The following is a 15,099-nucleotide window of genomic DNA, read 5'->3' on the forward strand; positions in this document are numbered from 1 at the left end:
CGGTGTAACCCTCCAAGTCTACCGGACGGCCCAACGCAGGCCGTTGTGTCGGGGCGTCCGCCGTTTTTAGGCTGCCGCGGCGTCGACGATTCGCACGGTGGAGCCGTTCCGGTTCTTAATCACTTGCAGCTGGCTGCTGATTCTCTGCTTCATCTCCGCAACGTGGCTGACCAGCCCCACTACCCTGCCCCCGTCGCGCAGTCCCTCCAGCGCATCCATGACCTGTTCAAGGGATTGCTCGTCGAGGCTTCCGAAGCCCTCATCCACGAACAAGGTTTCGATGTCCACACCGCCGGCCTCTTGCTGGACTACATCCGCGAGCCCCAGGGCCAACGCGAGCGAAGCCATGAACGACTCCCCTCCGGACAGCGTGGCGGTGTCCCGCCGCTGGCCAGTCCACTCATCCACGACTTCCAGGCCCAGCCCGGATTTCGCGCCACGGGCTGCCTTCGCGTCGGTGTGCTGCAGGGTGTAACGGCCATCGCTCATGGCGATCAGCCGCTCTGACGCCGCTGCGGCGACTTGTTCTAGGCGAGCGGCCAGCACATAGCTGTTGAGGCTCATTTTGTAGCCGTTATCGCCTGCACCCCTGGCGGTTTCGGCAAGCTCGTTGAGTACCCGGGCGCGTTCACGGGGGCCGCGCCCGGAGGCCGCGGCTCCTTCGTACTGCGAGCGGATCGCAGCCAGGCTCGTCACGGTTCGGACAGCGAGTCCCGCAGCAAGATCCAGGCGGCGGGCCGTTTCTCCAGCCTGTACGGCCTCCTGTTCGAGGGCGGCGAGCTCGACGGCGGTCAGGGGCGCCTCTCCGATCTGCACTTCCTTGGCAGCGAGCACAAGTTCCTCGGACTCGAAGAGCTCCGCGAGCCGGGCGCTTTCGGTATCGGCTGCCCTGATGGTTTCGTCAAGCCTCGCGGCGTGCTGCTCCTCGAGGATTTCAAGCCGCGCGGCTTCGGCGGTGTCGAATCCGTTCGCGGAAAGGGCGCTTTCCAAGGCAGTGGATGCATCGCCAAAAGCCTCCCGGGCACGTTCCAACTGCACGCCTGCAGCCACAGCGGAATGCAGTAGCTCGCGGTGCCTGGCCAGGGCCTCAATCCGCTCGCGCAGCGTGTCGAAGCCATCACGAAGCCCGCGAAGCAAGGTGTCCAGGGACTCGCGTTGTTCCCCCAGCAGGACCATGGTGGACCCGGCCTGCGCCGCAGCTGTGTCCTCCCGGAGTTGCTCTTCCTCCAAGCCGGCAATGCGCTCCGTCATGCGGGCGAGGTCTGCCTGTCCCCGTTTGAGCCCGTCAACGGCGGAACGAGCCGAGGCCAGGGCGTCTTTGGCCAAGGCCTCCGCCGAAGCGGCTTCCTGAGGATCGATGTCTCCGCCCTGGGCGGCGAGCACGGCAACTTCCTGCTCGGCGGACGCCAGCTCGCCTGCCGCCTGGAGAAGTTCGTGCTCACTAGCGTCATAGCGTTCGTGGGCGGACTGCTCTTCCTCGGCAAGGGCCAGTGCGGTTAGCCCGGCTGGCGCAAGCGAAGGGTGCTCGGCGCTTCCGCAGACAGGGCATGCTTCGCCGTCATGCAGCTTGGCGGCGAGTTCCGCTGCCGCATTGGTCAAGCGGGATTCACGGAGATCCAGCCAGAGTTGTCGGAGGTCTTGGGAAAGCGCCCGGGCAAACGCGTGGCGCTTCACCGCCGCGGACTGGGAATCAAGGGCGCCTGCGTAGCGGGCTACGGTCTTGACGGTGTTCTGCGCTGCTGCAGCTTCGCTTTCCCGGAGGGGCAGCTCCGAGGCGGCCGCATCCAGCTGGCCCAGCGCGCGTTCCAAAGCTACCGCCTCCGAGCGAAGCCCGGTCAACGCAAGGGACCGCGCCGCATCGGCCGATTCCCGCTGCCGTGCAGCGAGGTCGAGGGCTTCAAGCCTTGCAGTGATGTCCTCGAGCTTTTGTTCGTCCCCGACCCTGGCCTCGACGACAGCCATCGTCTCTTGGATCCTGGCGAGCGAGGTGCCGGGGTCCTTCGTGTCAAGAGAAGCGGCGAGTAGCTTCGCCGTCGCCGATTCCGCCTTCGAGGCCGCCAGGTCGAGGGCCTTAGAGCCACGGTCGACGGCGTCGAGCTGTCCGCCGAGGACGGCGGCTTTGCGGTGGCGTCCAAGTCGCTCCCGGAATTCCTGCACTTCAGCCGCGCGTGCGGAGAGGGCTTCGTGCCGGCGCGTGGCGGCGTCGAGCTTTGCGTGCCGCTGAACCCGTTCCCGGGCGGAGTTGAGCTTGTCTGCCAGCTGACGCCGGAAGGCATCGGCAGAGCCAGCAGCTTGATGCCGCTCCAAAGATTCGCTCCGGGCCCGGGCCTCGAGGTTCCCGAGACGGAGTTCAGGCGTATGCTCACCGGATCCGGAGTCATCAAGATCCGGGTCAGCGCCCTCTTCAATACCCAGTTGCGCGTACTCTGACTCCGCCCGCTGCACGAGCAACTGAAGTCCGTTCTGGTTGTCCTGCACTTTTGCGCGCGCGGCGTTGGCTTGGAGGGCCAGCTGCTGCTCGATCGCTTCAAAACGCTGGGTTCCGAAGAGCTTCTGCAGGAGATCCAGCCGGTCGGACGCCTTGGAACGCAGGAAAGCCGCGAAGTCTCCCTGAGGAAGCATGACCACGCGGGTGAATTGTTCCCGGTCCATCCCCAGGACGTCGCCGATTTCCATGCCGGCTTCGTCGTTGCGTGAGGTCTTTTCTTCCCACGATCCATTGACCCGTTCGCGCAGAAGCGTTTTGGCCTGCTGGGTGGTAAAGCCCTTGCGCCCGCGGGCACTTGGCCTGCCCCACGCCGGGGAACGAGTGACCTCAAAGCGCCTGCCGCGCGCCGAAAATTCGCAGACAACCCGCGGCTCCGCAGTCGGTTCCGCGTGGTCGCTCCGCAAGCGTTTGCCGTCCTGGCGTGCGCCCGGTACCGAGCCATACAGCGCAAAGCAGATAGCGTCGAGCACACTGGTCTTTCCCGCACCGGTGGCGCCGTTCAAGAGGAACAGGCCCTGGGCTCCCAGCTGATCGAAATCAATCGACTGAAGCCCGGCAAACGGCCCGAAAGCCTCAATTTCAAGGCGGTGGATTCTCACAGCTCCGCCCCTTCCAGCCGGACCGCTTCCAAGGCTTCTCGAAGGGCGGAAAGTTCAGCGTCGTCTGCCGGCCTTCCGCGCACATGGTCAAGGAAGCCGCAACAAACGCCAAGATCGTCCTCGGCCTCTGCAAGCCTGCTGCTGTAGCTGGCCTTGACCTTTCCCGCAGCGTCTTCAGGGTCAAAGCCCAGCACTAGTGTGTCAGGGAACCGGGCTCGCAACTGTTCCATGGCCTGCGCCGGCCGCGCGGAGTCCGTGAGGGTGACTTGGCAATACGCAGTCTCGGCCCAGGAGTATTCCTCAGATTCCAACAGCTCGGCAAGCTTCCCCCGGAGAATCGCCAGCTCCCGTGGCGCTTTCCACAGAATTTCCTCGACGCTCTCCACACCGTCGACGCCGACGTCAATCAACCATGCACCCTTGCGATGCTTGGCCTCGGAGAACGAGTACGCCAGCGGCGAACCGGAATACCGGACGTGCTCCGAAAGTTCCTGTCGCCCGTGCAGATGTCCAAGGGCCGTGTAGCCGAAGCCGTCGAAGAGATCCAGGGGCACTGCCCCGAGACCTCCGATGCTCAAATCGCGTTCGCTGTCCGAAGTGATGCCGCCGCTCGCGAAAGTATGTGCCAGCACAACGGAGTGCACCGGTCCTGCCTCACTTCTCCGGGCAACGTCCGCGCGGATAAGCTGCACTGCGGCCTGCGTGACGTCAAAATGACTCGCGGTTTGTGTACCGAGCCGTTCGGCGACAAGCCTCGGTTCAAGGTAAGGAATACCGTAGACGGCAAGTACCGGGGCGCCTGCCTGAGCTGGCCGGTGCTTGCTGTCCAGTGGAAACAGGATAGGGGAATCGAGATCCTCTACCCGGGTCCGCAGATGGACTCCCCCGCGCTCCAGCAGGCGTGAAGCGAAACCAAGGCGGATCGCGGAATCGTGGTTGCCGCTGGTCAGCACCACCTTTGCGCCGGCGTCCGTAATCCGCACGAGGGCGTCGTCGAGGAGCTTCACGACGTCAAGGCCCGGAAGGGCACGGTCGTAGACGTCGCCTGCAATCAGGACGACGTCTACCGACTGCTCCCGGATGACTGCGAGCAATTGCTCAATGAAGTCGCGCTGGGCGTCAAGCATCCCGACGCCATGGAACGAGCGTCCCAGGTGCCAATCCGAAGTGTGCAAAAGCCTCATGTTTTCAAGCTAACTGGAGGCCCGGACACTATTGGCGCGGCGCGGCGGCACCGTCCGTAACAAGGCCTTCCAGGCAGCTGAATTCCCGCGTCAGCCCCGCTTGCCGTCGAAGAAATCACGGGCCGGGTCGACGTCGGGCTTCACTTCAGTGGGAGCCACAGCGGGAGCCTCAGCGGGCGCATCAGCCGGTGTGGAAACCTCAGCCGCACTTTCCGGGACAACCGCTTCAGCGTCGTCGTCGGACTTTTCTTCCAGGCCGTCGGCCGGCAAAGGCTCCTCGATCTCAGCCACGGCAACCGGGGTGGTCTCGCCGAAACCGCGGAAGATGAGGCCTGCGATCGCCGCTCCGACCAACGGTGCCACCCAGAAGAGCCAGAGCTGCTCCACTGCCCAGCTGGAACTGAAGATGGCGGATGCAGTGGCACGGGCCGGGTTGAAGGCAAGGTTGCCCGTGGTCTGACCCAGCTGCAGCAGGACTGCAACCGTCAGGCCGACGGCAAACGGTGCTGCGAGCTTGCTGGGATTTCGTCGAGCGGTGACGCCTAGGAAGACTCCCACGAGGAGAGCGGCGCCGAGGACCTCGATGAGCATCACGCCGGTCACGGGCACCTGGAAGCTGGAATGGGTACCAAAGCCGGAGGTTGCCGTGTCAAAGACAGTCCGGCTGTCAGTGATCCCGGGAACGGTTCGCACGACAGCGAAAATCGCCAGCGCGCCCAGCAAGCCACCCACGATCTGGGCCCCCACGTACGCAGCCCCATCTACGAGCTTCATCCGGCCGGCAACCAGGTGACCAACCGTGATGGCGGGGTTGAAGTGCCCGCCTGACAGGTAACCGAAGGCAAGCATGGCCGCTGTGACGGTCAGCCCGCTGGCTAGCGAGGCCGGCATCGGAACCGCTTGGGGATTGATGAAGATCAACACGCCCAGGCCAATAACCACAAGGAACAGCGTCCCCAGAGCTTCAGCGAACGCCCGGGCAAGGAGCCGGGGGCCGCGGGAGGAGGGAATGGACACAGTCGTGGTCATGTCGAGGGATTCCTTAGTTCGAAGATCGGGTGGTCTTGTGCGGAGGCGAATGCTCAAGCCAGGGCAACAAGCCACGCGGCGGACCGCATTCCTGCCCCGCAGCATCCTGTCAGCCGAGTCTGGACGCTTCCTGAATCCGAGCCTAGCCGCCCAACGCGATTGCTGCGACCGCAGCACAGGCGAGCGCGATGATGGACACTGCGCTTGCAAGCATCAACGCAGCCGACGCTTCCTCTGCGCCGTGGTGCAACTGGTGGGACCTGACCCAGACAACGCAGCCCAGGACGATCGTGGCAGCCGCGGCCGTCAAGGCGCAGATTCCTTGGTAGTCGAGTCCCGGTATCCCGGTGGGAAGTTGCCCCGCGCCGGACTTGGCCGTCAACCACCTTCGCCAGATAAAGAGATCCACCACAAGAAGCGAAATCAGGGTCCGGCGCCAAGCGAGCGTGGTGCGCTCGGGTTGCAGCCCCGGATCCCTGGCGTCAATCGTCAACGCGCCACCAGGATCAACACGGCAAAGGTGAAGGCTGCCACGGCAACCACGATGGTCATGAGCAGCATGACCCGGGAGAACGGCAAGGCCTGCTCGTTACGCATGGCGGCCTCCATCTGCGCCCACCGGCGGTAGGCAAGCGTCGCGAGGCCCGCGCCGATCATGGATAGCACGACGCACAAAACGATGCGCACGGGCTGGGGCGCAATGTTCGGAGCAAGCTGGTCGATGGCGACGGCACCCGCCAGCAGGGCCAACGAGGTACGGATCCATGCAAGGAAAGTCCGCTCATTTGCGAGGGAGAATCTGTAGTCCGGGGTCTTCCCGGTTTTCCGCCACGCGGGTTCACGCATCACTGCCTCCTGGTTCACGAGCCACCGTATCAGCGGCGATGTGAAGACCGACGAAGCAGCCACGGTAAATTACCACTATGAGTGCTGAACCGTCCCCCTCCGCCGTGCCATCCTTCGAATCGCGGGTCCACGGCTGCCTGCTGGGCGGTGCCTTGGGCGATTCGCTCGGCTACGCCGTCGAGTTCGACGACGTAGCCACCATCCGATCCCGCTTCGGCCCCGCGGGCCTCAGCTCTTTCGGCCAGCTCGACGGCGGCAGCCACTTCTCAGACGACACCCAGATGACGCTGTACACCGTCGACGGACTCGTGGAAGCCCTCGAGTGGGCCAACGACGGCGTAGCGGCGGATGAAACAGCATGTCTCTGGCTGGCTTACCTGCGATGGCTCGCGACCCAGGGCGTCGCGTTGCCGTCGTCGGCCCCCGTTCCCCAACCGCGTTGGATCGACAGCCAGGAGGTGCTCCGGCACCGCAGGCATCCGGGCAAGGCGTGCCTGAGCGGACTCGCCACGGGCCAGATGGGGACCAAGTTCCGGCCCGTCAATCCGGAATCGAAGGGATGCGGCACGGTGATGCGGTCCGCTCCCTTTGGCTTGGTCCCGCATATTTCCGAAGCCACGGTCTACAAACTGAGCACCGATGCCGCGTGTTTGACCCACGGGCACCCTTCGGCGCGGCAAAGCGCGGGTGCCTTCAGCGTGCTGGTGCACCAACTGACCGCGGGCTCGGATGTACGGACTGCGGCCGAGCACGCCTTGAGCGTGGTGTCAGCGCTGCCGGATCCAGCTCCCGAGCTCCTGGAGCGCCTCCGCCAGGCGCTGGAACTTTCTTTCTCCGGCACGCTGCTCAGCCCGGAAGAACTCACGGCGCAACTGGGCGAAGGCTGGGTCGCGGAGGAGGCACTCGCCGTCGGGCTCTATGCCGTGCTGGCAACCACCGCGGCAGCGAAGAGACAGCGTGATCCGTCCGACCATTTCCGCCAGGCCATTGCGGTGGCGCTGAACCACAGCGGTGACAGTGACTCCACCGCTTCGATCGCGGGCAATATCCTCGGGGCCCTCCATGGGGAAGAGGCCCTGCCCCCGGAGTGGCTTGAGGCCCTCGAAGCTCCCGACGTCATCCGCGGGATGGCGCAGCGGCTGATCGCAGTCACGGTCGGCTAGGAAGCAGCAGGTTCAAAGCCTGCGAAGCTCGATGTTGTTGCACGCTTCGCACACGTCCTCAGGGATGAGTCCGTGCCTCTGCAGGAACCCGAAAATGGCGCAGCCAAGGCAGAATCCGACAAACGATTCGAGGGACGCAGCGACGATCAGCAAGGCGAGCAGGATCCAGGCACCTACGGCGAAACCGGCGAAGAACAGGACCGCGGCCGCCGTGCTGAGCGCCGCGCCGATTCCCTGTGCGAAACGCTTGGGCGGGCCCGGGACAAGTTTGGCGGGACCCACCCTGGGTGCCAGGACCTTGACAGACAGCAAGGCGAACGGCGAGATCCTCGGCCCGAACAACACCCGCAGCCAGAAGCCGACGGCGATCAGCACGAGTCCCCAGCCGAGGCCGCTCACGAGGGTGGCCACTGCCGCAAGAACCACCAGGCCGGCCGTGATCCTCGCGGCGTACTCATTGACGGGGTTGGGGAAAGCGAAGACGGCGCGCCATCCAGTGGCTGACGGAGCCGGCGTTCCTGCGGTGAGCCGTGCAGTGGCTGCCTGTTTTCCCTGAGTCATGGCTCAAGGCTAGGAGCGCCGCGACACAACGGGAAGCTTTGTTGCTCCGTGTGAACGTTGCCCCCGCTAGCGTCCGCCGACCATCTGCAGGAACTCCCCTTCGGACAGGACCTCGATCTGCTGGCCGCGGCTGTGCAACTCCAAGACCCGCTTGGCCTTGCCGGTGAGGCGGCCGTTCCGGAGATCGCCGGCAACGAAGCCGTCGCCCACCACCAGGACCGTGGTCCTTCCGGTCACGCGGCTCTCTGGACGCGCGCCCAACTCGGCCGTCCGCTGTTTCGCTTCCGGCCGGGCAATGGCAAGCTCACCGGTGAAGACGACAGTCTGCCCGAACAGGGGGTGGCCCGGTTCGGCCGCAGGGTTGGGGGCCGGGTTGGTGCCCTCTTCCGGCCAATTACTCCAGGCGCGTCCAAGCTGGCCGGCGCCATTCCCGACGCCGGTTCGCCCGGCGACAGCACTGCCCCCTCCTCCGACGCCCGCGAGCGCGGCCATCGTTTGCTTGGACAGTCCGTCTCCGGGCTGGAAGGCCTGCTGTTTGGGTATGGCCAGGCCAAGGGACAAGTAGAGCTCGGCGATGCTGTTGGCGTTGTTCCGGTGTGCGATGTCCACCAAAATTCCGGCGCACGCCCGTGCGTCCTCCGCGGCGTCGTGATGGTTCACGAGGGGCACGCCAGCCTCCTCCGCGGCGTAGGGCAAGGAATTGGATACCAAGGAGTAGCAGCGCCGGGACAACATCACCGTGCAGACGTACTCGTAGCCGGGGCCGGGCAGGCCGGAAACTTCGAGTCCGGAGCGGATCACCCCCAGATCGAACGCAGCATTGTGGGCGGCAAGGATATCTCCGCCGATGAACGCCCCTATTTCAGGGAAGAGTTCGCCAAAGCGTGGAGCACCGGCGACGTCCTCGGCGCGAATGCCGTGGATCCGGGTGTTGTGGTACTCGAAGTGGTCGTGGTTTTCCGGCGGCCGCATGAGCCAGGAGGCTTCCTCCACCACGACTCCGCCGCGGACCTTGCTCAGCCCGACCGAGCACGGAGAACCCCTGAAGCCATTCGCAGTTTCAAAGTCGATCGCCGTAAAGTCCAATGCCACTGGTCAAGGTTACAGGTGGATATGGCTTCCTATAGCGGTGGTGATGGCCGCCACTTGCTACGAATCGTCGTTCAGACCTCGTCCGCGGTCTCCTGCAGCTTGGTCAGCGCCTTCTTGGTTGTCCTTTGGGTCAGGACATGGATGACCGCCCCTACCGCACCCCCGGCGAAGGCGAACAGCACTACGCCCGGCAAGGAGTCCTCCAGATTGGTCGCATCCTTTGGTGCGGGCTTCCCGGTGGACTTACTCCAGATGGCCTCCAGGGCCTTGTTCGCCGCAACTCCGGCGCCCATGCCCACGACCAGGCCAAGTAGTTTGATCAAGATGTTCATCTCGCTCCTCCGATTGTGGCTGGCCCTGTGGTCCAGTGCCAGCCGCCTGCGCCCTAGATTATCAGCAGGCTTATCTTCTCTTCCCGACGAGGGTCGCGCCCGCAATGTCTGGCGCAGCACGGGTGGGACCTACCGAGTCCCCTTGGGTTTCGTCTCCCGGGGACCGGCAGGGTAACCGCCGCGGCGGCTGGCCAGGATGATTGCGAGCGCTGCCGCCGTCGGGACGGCTGCAGCCAGTGGCACCCACAGTGCGCCGACAGTAGTCAAGGCCAGGGCGCCATAACCGGCGCCGACGGCGATGCCGAGTTGAATGGTCACCACGGTCAAGCCGTTCGCGGCGTCCCTGTGCTCTCCGCCGGCGCGGAGGATTGCTGCCTGGTTGTAGATGCCGATGGCCCCAAAGGCGCTTCCCCACATGGTGACCAGGACGAGTTCGCCCACCCATGTGCCACCAAGTAGCGGCAAGAGGCCGAAGGCCACCACGAGCAGGGCGACCGCGCAAAGCAGGGAACGCCGCGGATGGGAATCGGCGGTGAGACCGGCGATCCAGATCCCCACGAGGCTAGCCGCCCCCACGACGGACAGCGAAATGCTCGTGAAGGCATCCGGCAGTCCGGAGACGTGGAGGAACGGCGCGATGTAGGTGAACAGGGTGAAATGGCCCAAAAGCAAGAGCGGCCAGGCTGTGGCCACGGCGATCACGCCGGGCAGCTTCAGGGCTCCACGGAGGGTCGGCGTCGTATGGCCGTCCTCGTCGGGGGCTGCGGGGAGCACCCAAACGGCGAACAAGGCGAGAACCGCACCGACTCCGGCCAGGATAAGGAAGGAACCGCGCCAAGTGAGCACCGAGCCCATGAGTGTGCCGATCGGAGCGCCGACCGCCAGCGCGATGCTGTTACCGCTGAAGACCATGGCCATGGCTTTTCCGACAGAGTGCGCGGGGACGATCCTGGCAACGTAGGGGGCCATGCTTGACCACAGCATCCCGTGGGCGACGCCCCCGAGGAGCCTCGCCGCAACTGCCAATCCCAGGCTCGGGCTGGACGCCAACAGTACGTTGCTGAGTGCGAACGCGAGCACGGTGCCGATCAACAACGCCTTTCGGGGAACTCGTCCGCCGAGCAGTCTGGACAAGGGAAGCGCTGTGAAGACGATGACGGCCGCATAGGCGGCAGTCAGGGAACCTACGGCCGATTCGTCCACTCCCAGGTCCCGGCTGATCTGGGGCAGCAGTCCGGACGGCAGGAGCTCGGTGGTGACGGCAGTGAAGCCTGCTGCGGCGAGGATCAAAAGGCTTCCCCACGGGAACACCGGGGCTGACCCAGCAGCGACCGTCGCCGGTGTCCTGGATATGGCTACATCTCGCTTCAAAAGTTCTTCCTCGTCATTCACGTGCAGTTAGCTGCGCATGCAGAAGTCTTCATGTCTTCTGCCCACCTCCACCACGCTACGCACGTCGGGCGACTGGAGGCAGGGTCTACCAGACACCCCCAACGGAGGTCCCAAGGGCCCGACGGCGGTTGTCCCGTACCCTTGAAGGGTGACCCTTTCTGCGATGAACGACTTTGCCGTATCCGCTTTGGTGGGTGCAGGACCGGTGCAGCCGCATATGTCCGCGCTCCTCCCCGACTGGTTGAACCCCCAGATCTTCCTGGCCGACCCCGCCTTGGCGCCATGGGTAGTCCTGCTCGTGTGCGGCATCGTGTTCGCCGAGACGGGACTCCTGGTGGGCTTCTTCCTGCCGGGTGACTCGATGCTCTTCACCGCGGGGCTCCTCGTCGCCACGGACACCATCAAGTTCAATATCTGGGCACTCGCCGCCCTCATCGTCGTGTCAGCGATCATCGGCAACCAGAGCGGCTACCTCATCGGTTCCAAAGCCGGACCCGCCATCTTCAACAAACCTGATTCCAAGCTGTTCAAGCGGGAGAACGTCGAGAGCGCGCACGCCTTCTTCGAAAAGCACGGCGGCAAGGCCCTGATCCTGGCCCGCTTCGTTCCGATCATCCGCACTTTCGTCCCGGTGATTGTCGGCGTCGCGCAGATGGACAAGCGCAAGTTCTTCATTTTCAACGTCATCGGGGCGGTGCTCTGGGGCGGTGGCGTCACGCTGCTCGGCTACCTTCTCGGCGACAAGGTTCCGTGGGTCCGGGACAACCTCGACATCATCTTCGTGGTCATCGTGCTGCTCTCCGTGGTTCCCGTGGCCATCGAGGTCATCCGCGGCTTGCTCGCCAAGCGCAAGGCCACTGCCCGCGGAGCGGAACCCGCCGAAGAATTCGGGGACCGAAGCGAAGCCGGAAAGCACGGCGAGCGCTAAGCGCACTGGCTTAAAGAAAGAGGCACCCCGCAGTTCGTTTGCGGGGTGCCTCTGGCGTTAATGCTTGCCCGGAGTCTTAGCGCAGGGCGTCCACAATGGCCGGTAGCAGCGCCCGGAACGCCTTGCCGCGGTGGCTGATGGCGTTCTTCTCCTCGGCACTCAGCTCCGCGCAACTGCGGTCCAGCCCCTGCGGCTGGAGCACGGGATCGTACCCGAATCCACCGGCGCCGCGGGGTACACGCAAGAGAGTGCCTTCCAGCTGGCCGTACTCGACCACCTCGCGTGCCCCGCCGTCGACGGCGGCCGGTACAGCGAGTGCTGCCGCGCAGACAAACGCGGCTCCCCGGTGTGCGTCGGGAACGTCCGAGAGTTGCGCCAGCAAGAGCTGGAGGTTAGCGGCGTCGTCACCGTGCCGCCCGGACCAGCGGGCCGAGAAGATGCCCGGAGCTCCACCCAGGACGTCCACGGCCAGGCCGGAGTCATCGGCAATCGCCACCATTCCCGTGGCTTCAGCCACGGCCCGTGCTTTGAGCAGGGAGTTCTCTGCAAACGTCACGCCGGTCTCGGCAACATCGGGAGCGCCGGCCGCGGCCGCGTCAATCACCTGGGTATCGACGTCGAGTCCTGGCACTTGCCCCCTGAGCAGTTCCCTGAGTTCGCGCAGTTTTCCCTTGTTGTGGGTGGCGAGGACTAGCCGCGGCGTGGTGTCGATGCTCACGGGGCCTCGGCCAGGGTCTCGCGCTGGATTGCTGCCAACTCCCCCGTGCCGATGAGGGCAAGATCCAGCAAGGCATTCAGTTCATCGCGGTCGAAGGGGGCTCCCTCGGCGGTGCCCTGGACTTCCACGAACTTGCCGGAGCCCGTGACCACGACGTTCATGTCGGTTTCGGCGCGCACGTCCTCGACGTAGGGCAGGTCCAGCATCGGGATACCGTCGATGATTCCCACGGAAACGGCAGCAATCGTGTCGATCAGCGGCTGCGCATTCTTTGCGATCATCTTGTTCTCGCGGGCGAAGCGGATCGCTTCGGCGAGTGCCACGTAGGCGCCGGTGATGGCGGCGGTGCGGGTGCCGCCGTCGGCCTGCAGGACATCGCAGTCCAGCACGATCGTGTTCTCGCCCAGGGCCTTGGTGTCAATGATGGAACGCAATGAGCGGCCGATCAGGCGCGAAATTTCGTGGGTGCGTCCGCCGATCCTGCCTTTGACGGACTCACGGTCGGAACGGGTGTTCGTGGCCCGCGGCAGCATCGCGTACTCGGCCGTGACCCAGCCGCGGCCTTCGCCTTTGAGCCAGCGCGGGACGCCCTCGGTCAGGGAAGCCGTGCACAGCACCCGGGTGTTGCCGAATTCGATCAGGGCCGAACCTTCGGCCTGCTTGGACCAGCCGCGGGTGATGCTGATGGGACGGAGTTGATCGGGCGTACGGCCGTCGGCACGGATGACGGGGGCAGATGTGGCTTCGGAAGTCATACTGCAAGCTTAGCGATCTCCCGGCCTCCGCTGGACTGCACGGTCGGTCTGGGCAGCCGGACTCCGGGGTCAGACGGTGTAGTGGACTCCGGCCACCGCGACGGCGACATCGCCGGCGAACTCGGGCCGCGCCTCGGCCATGACTTTAGTCTGCGATGTCCAGACCGGGATGTGCGTCAGCAGGAGGCGTCGGGCTCCGGCGGCTGTCGCTGCCTGCCCCGCGCGCTTGCCGGTCAAGTGCACATCCTTGATGTCGTCGTCGCGCCCTTCTTCGAAGGCAGCCTCGCACAGGAAGAGATCGGCGTCGCGGGCGGCATCCTCAAGGCCCTGGCACGAGTCGGTGTCTCCCGAGTACGTGAGGACCCTGCTCACAGCCTTGCCGTCCTTGCCCGGCTCGGTGACCTCGACGCGCAAGGCGTAGGCCTCTTCCACCGGGTGGTTCACGGCATACGGTGTCACGGTGAACGGTCCTAGCTGCACGGATTGGCGTTCGCTCCAGTTGCTGAAGTCGAATTCCTCGTGCATTCCGGGGTCCAGCTCAAGCCCGTAGGCGGTGGCCATCCGGTCGGCTGTCGCGGCGGGACCCCAGACGGGGATCCTGTCCCGTCCCCAGCCGCCCGGCTTCCATCGGACGGCCACGTGCAGTCCGCAGAGGTCCATGCAATGGTCCGGGTGCAGGTGGGTCAGGAAGATGGCGTCGATATCTTCGAGGTCCGTGTAGCGCTGGATGGCCCCGAGGGCACCGCTGCCGAGGTCCATGACGATCTTCCACTGGCGTTCACCGTCGTGCGCGGTCAGCAGATAGCACGACGCCGGAGAGCCGGGACCGGGGAAGGAACCCGTGCAGCCAACGATGGTCAGTTTCACTGGATGCGGCCCCCGCGGGCCGCGCCGAATTCGTTCACGCTGAACGCTGCAGGGTCGACGAAATTGGACGTCCTCGCATGATGTCCGCCGGCGCGGGCGGCCTCCAACATTTCCGGGGTGATGCGGGCGAGGCTTCCGGTCGGGTATTGGGCGGCCACATGGTCCACGTGCCTTACGGACAGGACCTCCGGGCCGAGGAAACGGCGCGCCAGGGTTTCGAACTGGACAGCGTCGCCGGTGGCCATGAAGTCGTGCCGCGGCAAGCCGGGATCGGTCCGCTGGATCCCGTGGGTGGCCAAGGCGCGGTAAACGTCTTTGGCGGTTTCCTCGGCGCTCGACACAAGGGTGACGTCTTCCCCCATGACGAAGGAAATCACGCCGGTGAGCAAGGGATAGTGCGTGCAACCCAGGACCACAGTGTCCACACCGGCATCCCTGAGCGGTTCCAGGTATTCGTGGGCCGCGGCCAGCAGCTCGGGACCGGTGGTGATGCCGGCTTCCACGAAACTCACGAATTCCGGACAGGCCACCGAGGTGATGCTCAGGTCCGGGGCAGCGGCGAAGGTGTCCTCGTAAGCGCGGGAACCCACCGTGGCTGACGTCCCGATCACGCCGATCCGGCCGGACCTCGTCGCGGACACCGCGCGCCGGACTGCGGGTTGGATGACCTCGATGACGGGAATCCCGTAGCGGGCCGTGTAGCGTTCACGGGCATCGCGCAAGACCGCGGCCGAAGCTGAGTTGCAGGCGATGGTCAAGAGCTTGACGCCGGAGTCCACGAGCTCGTCCATGACGCCGAGGGCATTGGCCCGGACTTCGGCGATGGGCAGCGGCCCGTAAGGTCCGTTGGCAGTGTCTCCCACGTAGATGATCGATTCATGGGGCAACTGGTCGATGATGGACCGTGCGACGGTGAGTCCGCCGACTCCGGAATCGAAGACACCGATGGGGCGTGATCCCAGCAACGGGTTGGGTGCTGTGCTGTTCAGTGTTTCCGGCTTGCGCTGGGACTCCAACGCCGCTGCGGCGCTCTCCCCATCCGATACCGCGTCCGATGCTGAGTTCATGATTCTTAGAGAATAAGCCAAGGCATGTGCTGCAGCCACGACATGTGGCGGGGGCCTCGTGTCTGTTTTGTCACACGG

At 65.1% G+C, this 15,099-nt stretch carries 15 protein-coding genes; 2 read left to right on the top strand and 13 right to left on the bottom strand.

What is annotated here, in order from left to right; genetic code table 11:
* Positions 1-66: 66 nt before the first annotated feature.
* From ACSKT0_RS16400 to ACSKT0_RS16420, 5 genes are all read right to left on the bottom strand, one after another.
* Positions 67-3,087: an AAA family ATPase gene (locus tag ACSKT0_RS16400; RefSeq protein ID WP_437770732.1), complete on the bottom strand. Its 3,021-nt coding sequence runs from the start codon at positions 3,085-3,087 to the stop codon at positions 67-69.
* The gene (locus ACSKT0_RS16405; RefSeq protein WP_437770733.1) at positions 3,084-4,271 is read right to left on the bottom strand and encodes an exonuclease SbcCD subunit D; all 1,188 of its coding nucleotides are present in this window, start codon (positions 4,269-4,271) and stop codon (positions 3,084-3,086) included. The genes ACSKT0_RS16400 and ACSKT0_RS16405 overlap by 4 nt, the downstream gene beginning before the upstream one ends.
* Before the next feature lie 90 nt (positions 4,272-4,361).
* Positions 4,362-5,300 (bottom strand): MIP/aquaporin family protein, encoded by a 939-nt coding sequence (locus ACSKT0_RS16410; RefSeq protein WP_437770734.1) that lies wholly within the window; start codon positions 5,298-5,300, stop codon positions 4,362-4,364.
* A gap of 142 nt (positions 5,301-5,442) precedes the next feature.
* Positions 5,443-5,793: a DUF202 domain-containing protein gene (locus ACSKT0_RS16415; RefSeq protein ID WP_236811668.1), complete on the bottom strand. Its 351-nt coding sequence runs from the start codon at positions 5,791-5,793 to the stop codon at positions 5,443-5,445.
* Positions 5,790-6,146 carry a YidH family protein gene (locus ACSKT0_RS16420; RefSeq protein WP_437770735.1) on the bottom strand — a complete coding sequence of 119 codons (357 nt, stop codon included), beginning with the start codon at positions 6,144-6,146 and terminating at the stop codon, positions 5,790-5,792. The genes ACSKT0_RS16415 and ACSKT0_RS16420 overlap by 4 nt, the downstream gene beginning before the upstream one ends.
* A gap of 77 nt (positions 6,147-6,223) precedes the next feature.
* Between ACSKT0_RS16420 and ACSKT0_RS16425 the strand changes: the two genes are divergently transcribed.
* The gene (locus ACSKT0_RS16425) at positions 6,224-7,309 is read left to right on the top strand and encodes an ADP-ribosylglycohydrolase family protein (RefSeq protein WP_437770736.1); all 1,086 of its coding nucleotides are present in this window, start codon (positions 6,224-6,226) and stop codon (positions 7,307-7,309) included.
* 12 nt (positions 7,310-7,321) lie between these two features.
* Here the strand turns inward: ACSKT0_RS16425 and ACSKT0_RS16430 are convergent, their stop codons facing one another.
* The 4 genes from ACSKT0_RS16430 to ACSKT0_RS16445 all read right to left on the bottom strand — a co-directional run bounded on the left by ACSKT0_RS16430 (position 7,322) and on the right by ACSKT0_RS16445 (position 10,647).
* On the bottom strand, positions 7,322-7,870 hold the full coding sequence (locus ACSKT0_RS16430) for a DUF4395 domain-containing protein (protein ID WP_437770737.1): 549 nt from the start codon (positions 7,868-7,870) through the stop codon (positions 7,322-7,324).
* Positions 7,871-7,936: 66 nt separating this feature from the next.
* Complete coding sequence (locus ACSKT0_RS16435; RefSeq protein WP_437770738.1) at positions 7,937-8,962, bottom strand: exonuclease domain-containing protein; 1,026 nt, start codon at positions 8,960-8,962, stop codon at positions 7,937-7,939.
* Between the two features lie 71 nt (positions 8,963-9,033).
* Positions 9,034-9,294 carry a DUF4235 domain-containing protein gene (locus tag ACSKT0_RS16440; protein ID WP_345449885.1) on the bottom strand — a complete coding sequence of 87 codons (261 nt, stop codon included), beginning with the start codon at positions 9,292-9,294 and terminating at the stop codon, positions 9,034-9,036.
* Positions 9,295-9,423: 129 nt separating this feature from the next.
* Positions 9,424-10,647 (bottom strand): MFS transporter, encoded by a 1,224-nt coding sequence (locus ACSKT0_RS16445; protein WP_437774056.1) that lies wholly within the window; start codon positions 10,645-10,647, stop codon positions 9,424-9,426.
* A gap of 202 nt (positions 10,648-10,849) precedes the next feature.
* Here ACSKT0_RS16445 and ACSKT0_RS16450 point away from each other — a divergent pair, with 202 nt between their 5' ends.
* Entirely contained in the window at positions 10,850-11,614 is a 765-nt protein-coding gene (locus tag ACSKT0_RS16450) for a VTT domain-containing protein (RefSeq protein WP_437774057.1), read from the top strand.
* 76 nt (positions 11,615-11,690) lie between these two features.
* Here ACSKT0_RS16450 and rdgB read toward each other — a convergent pair whose 3' ends face one another.
* From rdgB to murI, 4 genes are all read right to left on the bottom strand, one after another.
* The gene (gene rdgB, locus ACSKT0_RS16455; protein WP_437770739.1) at positions 11,691-12,332 is read right to left on the bottom strand and encodes an RdgB/HAM1 family non-canonical purine NTP pyrophosphatase; all 642 of its coding nucleotides are present in this window, start codon (positions 12,330-12,332) and stop codon (positions 11,691-11,693) included.
* Positions 12,329-13,087, bottom strand: a complete 759-nt coding sequence (gene rph, locus ACSKT0_RS16460; protein ID WP_345449882.1) for a ribonuclease PH — start codon at positions 13,085-13,087, stop codon at positions 12,329-12,331. Before rph ends, rdgB begins: the two co-directional genes overlap by 4 nt.
* A 69-nt stretch (positions 13,088-13,156) precedes the next feature.
* Complete coding sequence (locus ACSKT0_RS16465) at positions 13,157-13,954, bottom strand: MBL fold metallo-hydrolase (RefSeq protein WP_437770740.1); 798 nt, start codon at positions 13,952-13,954, stop codon at positions 13,157-13,159.
* Entirely contained in the window at positions 13,951-15,021 is a 1,071-nt protein-coding gene (murI, locus tag ACSKT0_RS16470; RefSeq protein WP_437770741.1) for a glutamate racemase, read from the bottom strand. The genes ACSKT0_RS16465 and murI overlap by 4 nt, the downstream gene beginning before the upstream one ends.
* Positions 15,022-15,099: the final 78 nt, after the last annotated feature.

Source organism: Arthrobacter sp. KNU40 (genome assembly GCF_051515115.1).
GTDB lineage: Bacteria > Actinomycetota > Actinomycetes > Actinomycetales > Micrococcaceae > Arthrobacter.

Coding starts and splice junctions, on each gene's coding strand:
- ACSKT0_RS16430 (WP_437770737.1), bottom strand. CDS start 7,870: ATGACTCAGGGAAAACAGGCAGCCACTGCACGGCTCACCGCAGGAACG.
- ACSKT0_RS16450 (WP_437774057.1), top strand. CDS start 10,850: ATGAACGACTTTGCCGTATCCGCTTTGGTGGGTGCAGGACCGGTGCAG.
- ACSKT0_RS16410 (WP_437770734.1), bottom strand. CDS start 5,300: ATGACCACGACTGTGTCCATTCCCTCCTCCCGCGGCCCCCGGCTCCTT.
- ACSKT0_RS16405 (WP_437770733.1), bottom strand. CDS start 4,271: ATGAGGCTTTTGCACACTTCGGATTGGCACCTGGGACGCTCGTTCCAT.
- murI (WP_437770741.1), bottom strand. CDS start 15,021: ATGAACTCAGCATCGGACGCGGTATCGGATGGGGAGAGCGCCGCAGCG.
- ACSKT0_RS16440 (WP_345449885.1), bottom strand. CDS start 9,294: ATGAACATCTTGATCAAACTACTTGGCCTGGTCGTGGGCATGGGCGCC.
- rph (WP_345449882.1), bottom strand. CDS start 13,087: ATGACTTCCGAAGCCACATCTGCCCCCGTCATCCGTGCCGACGGCCGT.
- ACSKT0_RS16425 (WP_437770736.1), top strand. CDS start 6,224: ATGAGTGCTGAACCGTCCCCCTCCGCCGTGCCATCCTTCGAATCGCGG.
- ACSKT0_RS16420 (WP_437770735.1), bottom strand. CDS start 6,146: ATGCGTGAACCCGCGTGGCGGAAAACCGGGAAGACCCCGGACTACAGA.